Consider the following 13,371-nt stretch of genomic DNA (forward strand, 5'->3'; position numbering starts at 1 on the left):
CGCGTGTCGGCCCTGTGCGGTAGGGAGGGTTCCAGGGCGGCTCGTTGCCAGAATTCGCAGGGTGGGTTGAGATTTCGTTCGAATTTGGGATGTTCGAACGACGGATCGGGAAACGGATGATGACCACGGGCTGAGACGGCGCGGAACTGTGGCCAGTTCTGCGCCGTCCCGTACCGGGCGTGGCCGCCCGCCGCCGGTGCGCCGGGCCTTGTCTTCGTTGCGCCGGGCCCGTCTCCGGGTCAGGTGGTGTGGAGCCGGTCGACGGGGCGGAGAGCGGAAGGAGGCGCGAACGGCGGCTCAGGTGGGGCCGTCCGACCGCGCCGCAGACCATGACCGGGAGGGCTCCCCGCAGCGGGGAGCCCTCCTCGTGCCGCCACGACCCTCAGGCCAGGCTCTCCCGCCACGCGCGGTGCAGCCCGGCGAACCGGCCGGTCCCGCCGATGAGTTCGGCCGGGGTGCCGTCCTCCACGATCCTGCCGTGCTCCATCACGAGCACCCGGTCCGCGATCTCCACCGTCGACAGCCGGTGCGCGATCACCACCGCCGTACGGCCGTGCAGCACGGTGTCCATGGCCCGTTGCACCGCCCGCTCGCCGGGCACGTCGAGCGAGCTCGTCGCCTCGTCCAGGATCAGCACCGCAGGATCCGCGAGCAACGCACGGGCGAACGCGACCAGTTGGCGCTGTCCCGCGGAGATCCTGCCGCCCCGCTTGCGTACGTCCGTGGCGTACCCGTCGGGCAGGGCGCTGATGAAGTCGTGCGCCCCGATGGCCTTCGCCGCCTGCTCGATCTCCTCGGGCGTCGCGTCCGGTCGGCCGATCGCGATGTTCTCGGAGATCGTCCCGGAGAACAGGAACGCCTCCTGGGTCACCATCACCACACCCCGTCGCAGCTCGGCGGTCGCCAGATCGCGCAGGTCGGTGCCGTCCAGCAGGACCCGGCCCTCGGTCGGGTCGTAGAACCGCGCCAGCAGCTTGGCCAGCGTCGACTTTCCCGCACCCGTCGAGCCGACCACGGCCACGGTCCGGCCCGCCGGGATCGTCAGATCGAAACGCGGCAGGACCTCGCCGCCCGTCCGGTACGCGAACCGCACCCCGTCGAACGTCACCTCGCGGCCCGGGTGGTCACCGGCCAGGGCCGGCAGCTTCTTCGGCGCCACGGGCTCCGGGACGGCGGGCGTCTGAGCGAGGAGGCCCGCGATCTTCTCCAGCGAGGCGGCGGCCGACTGGTAGGAGTTGAGGAACATCGCGAGCCGGTCGATCGGGTCGTACAGCCGGCGCAGATACAGCACCGCGGCGGCCAGCACACCGAGCGCCAGTGTCCCCGAGGCCACCCGGTACGCGCCCCACAGCACCATCGCCGCCACCGCCGTGTTGGCGACCAGCCGGGATCCGACGACATAGCGGGCCATCTCCAGCAGCGCGTCGCCGTTCCGCCGCTCGTGACGGCGGTTGAGCACCGCGAAGTCCGCGTCGTTGGCCCGCTCCCGGCGGAAGGCCTGCACGGGACGGATCCCGTTCATCGTCTCCGCGAACTTCACGATGACTGCGGCGATGGCCGAGGAACGGGCCGAGTAGGCCTCGGACGCCCGGCGCCGGTACAGCCGCACCAGCAGAAACAGCGGCACGAAGGAGGCCACCGCGATCGCACCGATGCCGAGGTCCAGCCACAGCAGCATGAGGGAGATCGACACGAAGGACAGGACCACCCCGATGAGCTCCTGCAGCCCCTCGCTCAGCAGCTCGCGCAGCGACTCCACGTCCGTCGTGGAGCGGGAGATCAGCCGGCCCGAGGTGTAGCGCTCGTGGAAGTCCACGCTGAGCGCCTGCGCATGACGGAAGATCCGGCCGCGCAGATCGAGCAGCACGTCCTGGTTGATCCGCGCCGCCGCCCGGATGAACACGTACTGCAGCAGCCCCGCACCGACCGCGCACACCGCGTACCCGGTCCCCACGGCGGCCAGCGGCCCGTAGTCATGGTCCCGGAACGCGGGCACACCGCTGTCGATGGCGTACGCGACCAGCAGCGGTCCCGCCTGCACGGCGGCCTGCTGGACCAGCAGCACGAGGGACGCCACGACCACCCGGGCCCGCAGCGGGCCGAGCAGGGAGAGGAGCAGCGCCCAGGTCGCACCGCGCGGGGCGGGCAGGTCGTCCTGGTCGAACAGATCCCCGGGGCCCGGCTGTCGGGGCCCCTTCCCCCTCGGTTCCTCGTCGGCGAGGGCGGGGCCGTCGGTGGTGGTAGTGGTCATCGGGAGCTGCCCTCCTCGGCAGTAAGCACCCGGGCGCCGTCCTCGGCCCCGGACATCAGCCAGGCGTACTCGGCATTGGTGCGCAGCAGCTCCTGATGGGTGCCCACCGCGCTGATCCGGCCACCGGACAGCAGCGCCACCCGGTCGGCCAGCATCACCGTCGACGGCCGGTGCGCCACGACCACGGCCGTCGTCCTCTCCAGCACCCGCCGCAACGCCGCCTCCACCAGGGCCTCCGTGTGCACGTCCAGAGCGGAGAGCGGGTCGTCCAGCACCAGGAAACGGGGCTCGCCGACGACGGCACGCGCCAGCGCGAGACGCTGGCGCTGGCCGCCGGAGAGGCTCAGGCCCTGCTCGCCGACCTGGGTCCCGACGCCCTCGGGCAGATCGTGCACGAAGTCGGCCTGCGCCACGGACAGGGCCCGGCGCAACTGCTCCTCGTCCGCGTCCTCCGCACCCATCAGGACGTTCTCCCCGACGGTCGCCGAGAAGAGCGTCGGCTCCTCGAAGGCCACCGACACCAGCTCGCGCAGCCGGGGCCGTTCCATGGCCGCGATGTCCTCGCCGTCCAGCAGGATCCGGCCCCCGGTGACCTCGTGCAGCCGGGGGACGAGCGCCGTGAGCGTCGTCTTCCCGGAACCTGTGGCTCCCACCAGTGCCATCGTCTCGCCGGGACGGATCCGGAGATCGATCCGGGCGAGCACCGGCTCGGAGCCGGGCGCGGCGTCCGGGTAGCGGAACTCGACGCCGTCGAAGACGATGCCCGGTTCCTTTCCGGCCGCCCCCGAAGGGGCGTCCGAGGCGGGCTCCTCCGGCACGTCCATGACTTCGAAGTACCGGTCGGCGGCCGTCGCCGACTCCTGGCTCATCGCCAGCAGGAAGCCGATCGACTCGACCGGCCAGCGCAGCGCGAGGGCCGTCGACAGGAACGCGACGAGCGTGCCCGCCGACAGGCCGCCGTCCGCGACCTGGATCGTGCCGAGCACCAGCGCGGCACCGATCGCCAGCTCGGGGACGGCCGTGATGAGGGCCCAGATCCCGGCGAGGAGCCGGGCCTTGCCCAGCTCCGTACCCCGCAGCCGCTGGGCGAGCGCGCGGAAGGCCTGCGCCTGGCTGCGGTGCCGGCCGAAACCCTTGACGATGCGGATGCCCAGCACGCTCTCCTCGACGACCGTCGTCAGATCGCCGACCTGGTCCTGCGCCGTGCGCGCCACCACCGAGTACTTCGTCTCGAAGAGCGAGCACAGGACCATCAGGGGCACCGCGGGGGCCAGGAGCACCAGCCCGAGCGACCAGTCCTGCGCGAACAGGATGACGAAACCGACCAGGATCGTCGTACCGTTGACCAGCAGGAACGTCAGCGGGAAGGCCAGGAACATCCGCATCAGCATCAGATCGGTGGTCCCGCGCGACAGCAGCTGCCCCGAGGGCCAGCGGTCGTGGAAGGCCACCGGGAGCCGTTGCAGATGCCGGTAGAGATCGGCGCGCATCGCCGCCTCCACCCCTGCCAGCGGCCGTGCCACGAGCCACCGCCGGAGCCCGAACAGCCCGGCCTCCACGATGCCCAGCAGCAGCAGGTACAGCGCGCCCAGCCACACCCCGCCCGGATCCCGGTCGGCGACGGGACCGTCCACCATCCACTTCAGGACGAGGGGGATCACCAGGCCGAGACAGGACGCCAGGACCGCCACGAAGGCGGCGCTGAACCAGCGCGTCCGCACAGGTCGGACATAGGGCCACAGACGCATGAGGGAGCGCACGGCGGACCGGTCCGTGGGCTCTGCAGGTTTTTCGGGCATCAGGAGCGAGCCTATGGTTCACCACTGACATCGCTCATCTGGTTTTCCGGTCACGTGCCACGGGCCCGGGAGGCGGACGTGGCTGCCCGCCGGTCCCGCCCCTCACCCCGCCACCCGCAGCAGCAGCACCGACCTCCCCGGCACCGTCAGCGTCGTGCCGCCCCGGTGGACCGTGCCCGGGGCCGTGGACTGGTCCTCCAGCGAGGTGTCCAGGACCAGTTCGTACGACGCGGCCCAGGGCGGGCCCGGCAGATGGAAGTCGCAGGGCAGGTGCCCGGCGTGCAGGACCGCCAGGAAGCTGTCGTCGGTGATCTGCCCGCCCCGGGCGTCCCGGCCAGGGATGTCGCGCCCGGAGAGGTACAGGCCGAGCGTCGCGGCCGGCGCGTACCAGTCGCCCTCCGTCATCTCCGCGCCCTGCGGGGTGAACCACGCCAGGTCCCGCAGCCCGTCCGGGGCCTGCGGCGTCCCGGAGAAGAACGCCCGGCGGCGCAGCACCGGGTGGCTGTGGCGCAGGGCCAGCACCCGGGAGGTCAGCTCGGTGAGCTGTCGCCATTCGGGCCGATCGAGGAGTGACCAGTCCAGCCAGCCGACCTCGTTGTCCTGGCAGTAGGCGTTGTTGTTGCCGCCCTGTGTACGGCCCATCTCGTCCCCCGCCACCAGCATCGGCACGCCCGTGGACAGCAGCAGGGTGGTGAGCAGGTTGCGCAGCTGGCGGCGGCGCAGCGCGTTGACGTCCGGGTCGTCGCTCTCGCCCTCGGCGCCGCAGTTCCAGGCGCGGTTGTCGTTCGTGCCGTCGCGGTTGCCCTCGCCGTTGGCCTCGTTGTGCTTGTGCTCGTAGCTGACCAGGTCGCGCAGGGTGAAGCCGTCGTGCGCGGTGACGAAGTTGACCGAGGCGTACGGCCGCCTGCCGCCCCAGGCGTACAGGTCGCTCGATCCGGTGAGCCGGTAGCCGATGTCCCGTACGTCGGGCAGCGCGCCGCGCCAGAAGTCCCGTACGGCGTCCCGGTAGCGGTCGTTCCACTCCGTCCACAGCGGCGGGAAGGCGCCCACCTGGTAGCCGCCGTTGCCGACGTCCCACGGCTCGGCGATCAGCTTGACCCGGCGCAGCACCGGGTCCTGGGCGATCACCGCGAGGAACGGGGACAGCATGTCGACGTCGTGCATGGAGCGGGCCAGCGCCGCCGCCAGGTCGAAGCGGAAGCCGTCGACGCCCATCTCCGTCACCCAGTAGCGCAGCGAGTCCGTGATCAGCCGCAGGACCTGCGGCTGCACCACGTGCAGGGTGTTGCCGCAGCCGGTGTAGTCCGCGTAGCGGCGGGCGTCCGCCTGGAGGCGGTAGTAGCCGCGGTTGTCGATGCCGCGCAGGGACAGCATCGGGCCGAGCTCGCCCGCCTCCGCGGTGTGGTTGTAGACCACGTCGAGGATCACCTCGATCCCGGCGTCGTGCAGGGCGCGCACCATCTTCTTGAACTCGCCCACCTGTCCGCCCGTCGTGCCGCTCGCCGCGTAACCGGCGTGCGGGGCGAAGTAGCCGATCGAGTTGTAGCCCCAGTAGTTGTGCAGACCGCGCCGCAGCAGGTGGTCCTCATGGGCGAACTGATGGACGGGGAGCAGCTCCACGGCTGTCACGCCCAGCCGCCGGAGGTGGCCGATCGCGGCGGGGTGGGCGAGACCGGCGTAGGTGCCCCGCAGCTCCGGCGGGATGTCCGGGTGGAGCTCGGTGAAGCCGCGTACGTGCAGTTCGTAGATGACCGAGTCCGCCCACGGGGTCTTCGGCCTGCGGTCCTCCACCCAGTCGTCGTCGTCATGGACGACGACGCCCTTGGGTACGTGCGGCGCCGAGTCCCGGTCGTCGCGCACGGTGTCGGCGACGTGCTGCTGCGGCCAGTCCCTCACATGGCCGTACACCTCGGGCGGCAGGGTGAACGAACCGTCCACCGCGCGGGCGTACGGGTCCAGGAGCAGCTTCGCCGCGTTCCAGCGGGCGCCCGTCCAGGGGTCCCAGCGGCCGTGCACCCGGTAGCCGTACCGCTGCCCGGGGCGGACACCGGGGACGAAGCCGTGCCAGATCTCATGGGTGAGTTCGGTCAGGGGCAGCCGTGTCTCACGGCCCTGCGCATCGAAGAGACAGAGCTCGACGGCCTCCGCCCCGCCGGCCCAGAGTGCGAAGTTGGTGCCCGCGACACCGTCCGGGCCGACCCGGAAGCGTGCTCCCAGCGGCATGGGAGTACCCGGCCATACGGGTGGTTCGTCCGGTCGGTCCTTCCGGTCCGGCCGGGTCGCCGCCCCCCGGCCCGTCGTACGCGGTGCTTCCTCCTGCTCGGCTGTGCTCGACACCTCTCAGCCTCCCGCGGCTCGTCGGACCGGCCACCCGGGAGGAGGGCGCACGGCGTCCCGGCCGCGGCCTTCCTGGTGTGGTCCTCCCCTCTGTTCTGCCCACGGCGGGCCCCGCACTCACGTTTCCCCCGGGCGGCCCCTGTCGTTGGGGGAGCGTGAACCACGTAGCGAAGAGAGCACGGGCGGGTTCGGCCGCCGTGCTGACATGGGCAGGACTGTTCACCGTGCTGGCCGTACTGACGGGCTGCACCGGGTCGACGCCGTTCCTCGGGGACAACCGTTCGCCCGGGGACGCCATCAGGATCGTCCCCAGGGACGGGGCCGAGAACGTCGGTGCCGACAGCCGGATCGAGGTCACCGTCCCCGACGGACGGCTCGAACGGGTGAAGGTGACACGGATGGAGGACGCGGACCACGAGGAGGTGCCGGGCCGGATCGCCGAGGACGGCCGTTCGTGGGCCCCGGAGAAGGGCGCACGGCGGCTGGGGCTCGCCGGGAAGTACAGCGTCGAGGCGGTCGCCGTCGACGGGGACGGCCGCCGCTCGGCCCGGAACACGAGCTTCACCACCCTGGTCCCCGAGGACCGCTTCATCGGCTACTTCAAGCCGGAGAACCGCTCCACCGTGGGCACCGGCATGATCGTCTCCTTCGACTTCAACCGGCCCGTCAAGAACCGTGCGGCGGTGGAGAAGGCCATCAGGATCACCACGGAGCCCGCGGTCGAGGTGGCCGGCCACTGGTTCGGCAGGGAACGCCTCGACTTCCGCCCCGCCACGTACTGGGAGCCGGGCACCGAGGTCACCGTCGACGTGGGACTGCGCGATGTCGAGGGCTCGCCCGGGGTGTACGGGAGCCAGCGCAAGAAGGTCACCTTCCGGGTGGGCCGTTCCCAGACGTCCGTGGTGGACGCCCGGGCGCACACCATGGAGGTACGCAGTGACGGTGAGCTCGTCAGCACGGTGCCGATCACGGCGGGCGCCGCGAAGACCACCACGTACAACGGGAAGATGGTGGTCTCCGAACTGCACGAGGTCACGCGGATGGACGGCCGCACGGTCGGCTTCGGCGGCGAGTACGACATCAAGGACGTCCCGCACGCCATCCGGCTGACCAAGTCCGGCACCTTCCTCCACGGCAACTACTGGGAGTCGCCCGACATCTTCGGCTCCGACAACACCAGCCACGGCTGCATCGGTCTGCGTGACGTGAAGGGCGGCAGTTCGGACACTCCGGCCGGCTGGTTCTTCGAGCGGACGCTCGTGGGCGACGTGGTCGAGGTGGTCAACTCCCCGGACAGGACCGTCGCGCCGGACAACGGCCTCGGGGGCTGGAACCTCGGGTGGCCCCAGTGGAAGGCGGGCTCCGCGCTGCGCCGATAGGCCGTGGCCCAGGGGGAGTTCGGGCATCGCGCCCGACCCCCGGCCCGACCTGCGGGGGTCCCGGGGAAAGGCCTCCGGGCCCCCGGGCGGCGGTGCGGGACGACTTGGGACGGAACGGTGACATTCCGGGGGAGTTCTCCCCACGCGCGGTGTGATTATCTTGCGCCGAGCGTGCATGTACAGCGCGCGGGGGTGCGGGCCATGGCGGGGCCAGGCCGTGCGAGGGGAGACGACCACATTGAACGGGCAGCCGATATCGGGGGCATCGGCCGGGGCGGGCAGAGGACGGCGCGGGCGCGGAGCCCCCGGACTTCTCGCACTGGTACTGGGTGCGCTGCTGTTGCTGGTGACGGCATGCGGTGGCAACGGCAACGCCGGCGGGACGAAGGACGGCAAGGGAGCGGGCGCGCAGGTCGACGACACCAGTGCCTCGCAGGCGGTGGTGACCGTCGCACCGAAGGACGGCGCCGATGACGTGGCGACGAGCGGGGCACTGAAGGTCTCGGCCGCCCAGGGCAAGCTGAGCACGGTCAAGGTCGCCGATCCCAAGGGCAACGAGGTCGACGGCAGGATCGCCGCCGACGGGCTGAGCTGGGTGCCCGACCGGCACCTGGCCGCCGCGACCAAGTACACGGTGCACGCGGTCGCCAAGGACGACAAGGGCCGCCAGTCCGCGAAGGACACCACCTTCACGACACTGGTCCCGCAGAACACCTTCATCGGGCAGTACACGCCGGAGGACGGCTCGACCGTCGGCGTCGGCATGCCGGTGTCGATCCACTTCACCCGGGGCATCACCGACCCGGAGGCCGTCGAGAGGGCCGTCAAGGTGACGGCGGTTCCCGACGTACCGATCGAGCCCCACTGGTTCGGCAACGACCGCCTCGACTTCCGCCCCGAGGAGTACTGGGCCGCGGGCACCAAGGTGACGCTGCGCCTGGACCTCGACGGTGTCGAGGGGCGGCCCGGGGTCTACGGCGAGCAGGCCAAGACGGTGAAGTTCACCATCGGCCGCAGCCAGGTCTCCACCGTCGACGCGAGCTCCCACCGGATGAAGGTGGTCCGTGACGGCGAGCAGATCAAGGACGTCCCGATCTCCGCGGGCGCCCCGTCGACGCCCACGTACAACGGGCAGATGGTCATCAGCGAGAAGCTCAAGGTGACCCGGATGAACGGTGACACCGTCGGCTTCGGCGGTGAGTACGACATCAAGGACGTGCCCCACGCGCTGCGGCTGTCCACGTCGGGCACCTTCCTCCACGGCAACTACTGGGGCGCGTCGAGCATCTTCGGCTCGACCAACACCAGTCACGGCTGTGTCGGTCTGCGCGACGTACGCGGCGCCTGGGACGGCAAGACCCCGGCCGCCTGGTTCTTCGACAACTCGCTGATCGGTGACGTGGTCGTCGTGAAGAACTCCAAGGACAAGGTGATCCAGCCGGACAACGGCCTCAACGGCTGGAACATGGACTGGTCGGAGTGGACCGCGTAGGTCCTTCCGCCGCCCCTGCGCATGGGACGGGCCCGGTGCTGTGACCAACGGCACCGGGCCCGTCGGCGTTAGTCGTGGTTAACCTGCCTTCCATGACCGTAACCCTCGAAGTAAGCGACAACGTCGGCACGATCCGGCTGGACCGCCCGCCGATGAACGCCCTGGACGTGGCCACCCAGGACCGGCTGCGCGAGCTCGCCGAGGAGGCGACCCGGCGCGACGACGTGCGGGCCGTGATCCTCTACGGCGGCGAGAAGGTGTTCGCGGCGGGCGCGGACATCAAGGAGATGCAGGCGATGGACCACACCGCGATGGTCGTGCGTTCCAAGGCACTGCAGGACTCGTTCACCGCCGTGGCGCGCATCCCCAAGCCCGTGGTCGCCGCCGTCACCGGCTACGCCCTGGGCGGCGGCTGCGAACTGGCGCTCTGCGCCGACTTCCGGATCGCCGCCGACAACGCGAAGTTCGGCCAGCCGGAGATCCTGCTCGGGCTGATCCCGGGCGCCGGCGGCACCCAGCGCCTGGCCCGGCTGGTCGGCCCGTCCAAGGCCAAGGACCTGATCTTCACGGGCCGTCACGTGAAGGCCGAGGAGGCCCTCGCGATCGGTCTGGTGGACCGTGTGGTGCCCGCCGCCGAGGTGTACGAGCAGGCGCGCGCCTGGGCCGCCCGGCTGGCCCGGGGGCCCGCGCTGGCGCTGCGGGCCGCGAAGGAGTCCGTGGACGCGGGACTGGAGACGGACATCGACACGGGGCTCACGATCGAGCGGAACTGGTTCGCAGGCCTGTTCGCCACGGAGGACCGGGAGCGCGGCATGCGCAGCTTCGTGGAGGAGGGCCCGGGCAAGGCCGAATTCCTCTGACCGAAGGCCAGTTGGGTCCGGGCCGACGCGCGTTCATCCGTGTGGGCGGATCAGCCGGACCTTAAGAGAACCTTAAGGTCCGGTGCTCCCTCGCCCGTGCAATTACCCGGCTGCCGGGCGTCGCCGCAGACGGGAGTGGCTGCGGAGGGTGACATTCTGCCGCTGGCATATGCCGGACGACCGGCACGGAATGACTGGTTCCGGGGGAGGGATTCGGCAGGAACGGTCACGGGGAGCGTTCCGTGCGGCCATGATGGTGGGCATGGCGGGCCTTGAGGGTGTGGAACAGCCGCGACCGCGTACCGGTGCGACCGCGGCGCGCTGGACGTCGGCCGTTGAGGACGAACAGGCGTTCAAAGCACTGGAGTTGTTCGGAAATCCGACGGAGGCCGAAGTCCGGTTGCCCTCGCGTCCGGAGTCCGCGGCCACCGCCCGGCGGATCACCTCCTGCGTGATGCTGCGTCAGTGGGCGCTGCCCCCGCAGACCGCCGAGTACGGCGTGCTCCTGGTCTCCGAACTCGTGGGCAACGCGGTGCGGCACACCGGTGCGCGGGTCTTCGGGCTGCGGATGCTTCGCCGCCGCGGCTGGATCCGGATCGAGGTGCGCGACCCCTCGCGCGGGCTGCCGTGTCTGATGCCGGTCCGGGAGATGGACGTCAGCGGGCGGGGGCTCTTCCTCGTCGACAAACTGTCCGACCGGTGGGGCGTGGACCTCTTACCGCGCGGGAAGACCACCTGGTTCGAAATGCGCACCTCGGACCGCTGAGCGGATCTCTCGCCCGGCGGGACCCGCACCTGACGCCCCCCGCACCTGACCGACGGCCCCGGCCTGACAGGCGGCGGCGCACAGAAGCCCCCGGTCGGCCGGGGTGCGGCGCTTCGGGGGCTTCTGTGGGGGGCCGCGGAATGGGGGGTGTGTCCACGGCCGCTTGTGGGACCTGGCTCGGGTCGGAGGAGGTCGTGTCATCGACTATGGCAGACGGGCGACCTCGACGTCAAAGCCGCAAATCGGGCAATAGGGCATAGATATTTAGATTCCGCTTCGGAATCGCAGGTGTGATGGCTCACTCGCCTGGCATTCTTTGCATGCCTATGAGGTCTGCGGGGTGATTCATCGACCACCCGCGAAAGTGTCACGCACCGCATTCCCTCTTTGTTCTGTCCGTTCCGCCCTACTGTGTCTCGCGTCTCGGGGAATTCAGCACCCCGAACCGACCCGCGAGGTGGACGGCCCATGAACGGTCGCAGGACACCGGTGCCCCGCCGCAGCACCCTGCGAGCCGCCGCCGGGGCACTCCTCGCGGGCGCCGCCACCGCGGGCTGCGCCGAGGCAGGCGAGGCCGGCCACACCCCGCAGAAGTCCCGGAACACGCCGCAGGCCCATGCCGCCCCCCGCCCCGCCCCCGTCCCCCGGCGCCTTCCCGGGCGGCCGGTCCAGATCGAGCACGGCCCCCGCGACCGGCCCCGCGTGGCCCTCACCTTCCACGGCCAGGGCGACCCCGCCCTCGCCCGTACCGTCCTCGCCGAAGCCGAACGGGCCGGAGCCCGCCTCACCGTCCTGGCCGTCGGCAGCTGGCTCGACGAACACCCCGGCATGGCCCGCAGGATCCTCGACGGCGGCCACGACCTCGGCAACCACACCCAGAACCACCTCGACATCAACGCGATGGACGAGGCGCGGGCGTACGCCGAGATCACCGGCTGCGCCCAGCGGCTGCGGCGCCTCACCGGCTCCATCGGCACCTGGTTCCGCCCCTCCCGTACCCGGTACGCCACCCCGCTCGTGCAGGACCTCGCCCGCCGGGCCGGCTACCCGCACGTCCTGTCCTACGACGTGGACTCCCTGGACTTCACCTCGCCCGGCGTCGCCGCCGTCACCCGCAAGGTCGCCGGCGAGCTCCGCAACGGATCCGTGGTGAGCCTGCACTTCGGCTACCGGGACTCCGTCGCCGCGCTGCCCCTCCTCCTCACCGAAATCAGCCGACGCCAACTGCGCGCGGTGACGACCACGGAGCTGCTGACCTGATGTCTCCCTCCACACGCACCACCACCGTCACGGCCCTGCTCGGGGGCGTACTGGTCGCCGCGCTCGCCGCCTGCGGGTCGCCCGCCGACCACGCACGGCCCGCGCCCTCCCGCACCGACGCCGCCGCGCCCGCCGCCGAACCGGGGCGGGCCGCGACCCCGCCCGGACTGCCCGGGATGCCGCCCGTCCTCGACGCCGAGGACGTCTACGCCGCCGACCGCGCGGGAAAGCTGTCACCGGCCGTCAGGGACTTCCCGTCCCGGGTGTACGTCCCCAACACCAACTCCAACACCGTGTCGGTGATCGACCCCGCGACGTACGAGGTCGTCGAGACCATCCCCGTCGGACACCAGCCCCAGCACGTCGTGCCCTCCTGGGACCTGAAGACGCTCTGGGTCAACAACGACCTCGGCGACAGCCTCACAGCCATCGACCCGGCCACCGGGAAGACCGGCCGGACCGTCGAGGTCTCCGACCCGTACAACCTCTACTTCACCCCGAACGGCAGGTACGCCGTCGTCATGGCCTCGATGGACCGCGAGCTCGCCTTCCGCGACCCGAGGACCATGGACCGGGTCAAGACCGTGCCCGTCGACTGCGCGGGCGTCAACCACGCGGACTTCTCGGCCGACGGGCGGTACTTCATCGTCTCCTGCGAGTTCTCCGGCGAACTCCTCAAGGTCGACACCGAGAAGATGAAGGTCGTCGGACAGCAGAAGCTCCCGATGCAGGGCGCGATGCCGCAGGACGTGAAGCTCTCCCCGGACGGCAGCACCTTCTACATCGCCGACATGATGGCGCACGGCATGTGGGTGCTCGACGGCAAGGCGTTCACCACCCCGAAGCTGCTGCCCACCGGCAAGGGCTGCCACGGGCTTTACGTCAGCCGGGACTCCAAGGAGATGTACATCTCCAACCGGAACGAGGGGTCCGTCTCCGTGTTCGACTTCGCGAAGGACAAGCTGACCAAGAAGTGGCACCTGCCCGACGGCGGCAGCCCCGACATGGGCGGTGTCTCGGCGGACGGCAAGGTGCTCTGGCTGTCCGGGCGTTACGACGCCGAGGTGTACGCGATCGACACGGCCAGCGGGAAGCAGCTGGCCAGGATCCCGGTCGGCAGCGGGCCGCACGGACTGGCCGTCTACCCGCAGCCCGGCCGCTACTCGCTCGGCCACACCGGCGTCTTCCGCTGACCCGGACGCCCGCAGGATCCGCCGCCGGCCGTGC

General features: G+C 71.1%; 9 protein-coding genes. 6 read left to right on the top strand and 3 right to left on the bottom strand.

Going from position 1 to position 13,371, the window contains the following annotated elements; genetic code table 11:
* Positions 1–382: 382 nt before the first annotated feature.
* From OG524_RS25665 to glgX, 3 genes are all read right to left on the bottom strand, one after another.
* Positions 383–2,251 (bottom strand): ABC transporter ATP-binding protein, encoded by a 1,869-nt coding sequence (locus OG524_RS25665; protein ID WP_405811738.1) that lies wholly within the window; start codon positions 2,249–2,251, stop codon positions 383–385.
* Positions 2,248–4,050 (bottom strand): ABC transporter ATP-binding protein, encoded by a 1,803-nt coding sequence (locus OG524_RS25670; protein WP_405388521.1) that lies wholly within the window; start codon positions 4,048–4,050, stop codon positions 2,248–2,250. Before OG524_RS25670 ends, OG524_RS25665 begins: the two co-directional genes overlap by 4 nt.
* Positions 4,051–4,152: 102 nt before the next feature.
* Positions 4,153–6,387: a glycogen debranching protein GlgX gene (gene glgX / locus OG524_RS25675; RefSeq protein ID WP_405388520.1), complete on the bottom strand. Its 2,235-nt coding sequence runs from the start codon at positions 6,385–6,387 to the stop codon at positions 4,153–4,155.
* Between the two features lie 155 nt (positions 6,388–6,542).
* On the opposite strand from glgX, the gene OG524_RS25680 reads away from it, so the two are divergent.
* The 6 genes from OG524_RS25680 to OG524_RS25705 all read left to right on the top strand — a co-directional run bounded on the left by OG524_RS25680 (position 6,543) and on the right by OG524_RS25705 (position 13,337).
* Positions 6,543–7,766 (top strand): Ig-like domain-containing protein, encoded by a 1,224-nt coding sequence (locus tag OG524_RS25680; protein WP_405388519.1) that lies wholly within the window; start codon positions 6,543–6,545, stop codon positions 7,764–7,766.
* Between the two features lie 238 nt (positions 7,767–8,004).
* Positions 8,005–9,258 carry an Ig-like domain-containing protein gene (locus OG524_RS25685; RefSeq protein ID WP_405388518.1) on the top strand — a complete coding sequence of 418 codons (1,254 nt, stop codon included), beginning with the start codon at positions 8,005–8,007 and terminating at the stop codon, positions 9,256–9,258.
* A gap of 92 nt (positions 9,259–9,350) precedes the next feature.
* Complete coding sequence (locus OG524_RS25690) at positions 9,351–10,118, top strand: enoyl-CoA hydratase/isomerase family protein (protein ID WP_405388517.1); 768 nt, start codon at positions 9,351–9,353, stop codon at positions 10,116–10,118.
* A gap of 250 nt (positions 10,119–10,368) precedes the next feature.
* On the top strand, positions 10,369–10,884 hold the full coding sequence (locus OG524_RS25695; protein ID WP_384499700.1) for an ATP-binding protein: 516 nt from the start codon (positions 10,369–10,371) through the stop codon (positions 10,882–10,884).
* A gap of 468 nt (positions 10,885–11,352) precedes the next feature.
* Positions 11,353–12,144: a polysaccharide deacetylase family protein gene (locus OG524_RS25700; RefSeq protein ID WP_405811739.1), complete on the top strand. Its 792-nt coding sequence runs from the start codon at positions 11,353–11,355 to the stop codon at positions 12,142–12,144.
* Positions 12,144–13,337, top strand: coding sequence for a hypothetical protein (locus tag OG524_RS25705; RefSeq protein ID WP_405388515.1), 1,194 nt, complete (start codon positions 12,144–12,146; stop codon positions 13,335–13,337). Before OG524_RS25700 ends, OG524_RS25705 begins: the two co-directional genes overlap by 1 nt.
* Positions 13,338–13,371 lie beyond the last annotated feature (34 nt).

The organism is Streptomyces sp. NBC_01520, from assembly GCF_045040375.1.
Lineage (GTDB): Bacteria > Actinomycetota > Actinomycetes > Streptomycetales > Streptomycetaceae > Streptomyces.

Bases quoted from the DNA above. Each gene is read 5' to 3' on its own strand.
- OG524_RS25665 (WP_405811738.1), bottom strand. From the start codon at position 2,251: ATGACCACTACCACCACCGACGGCCCCGCCCTCGCCGACGAGGAACCG.
- OG524_RS25670 (WP_405388521.1), bottom strand. From the start codon at position 4,050: ATGCCCGAAAAACCTGCAGAGCCCACGGACCGGTCCGCCGTGCGCTCC.
- OG524_RS25690 (WP_405388517.1), top strand. From the start codon at position 9,351: ATGACCGTAACCCTCGAAGTAAGCGACAACGTCGGCACGATCCGGCTG.
- OG524_RS25695 (WP_384499700.1), top strand. From the start codon at position 10,369: ATGATGGTGGGCATGGCGGGCCTTGAGGGTGTGGAACAGCCGCGACCG.
- OG524_RS25700 (WP_405811739.1), top strand. From the start codon at position 11,353: ATGAACGGTCGCAGGACACCGGTGCCCCGCCGCAGCACCCTGCGAGCC.
- OG524_RS25705 (WP_405388515.1), top strand. From the start codon at position 12,144: ATGTCTCCCTCCACACGCACCACCACCGTCACGGCCCTGCTCGGGGGC.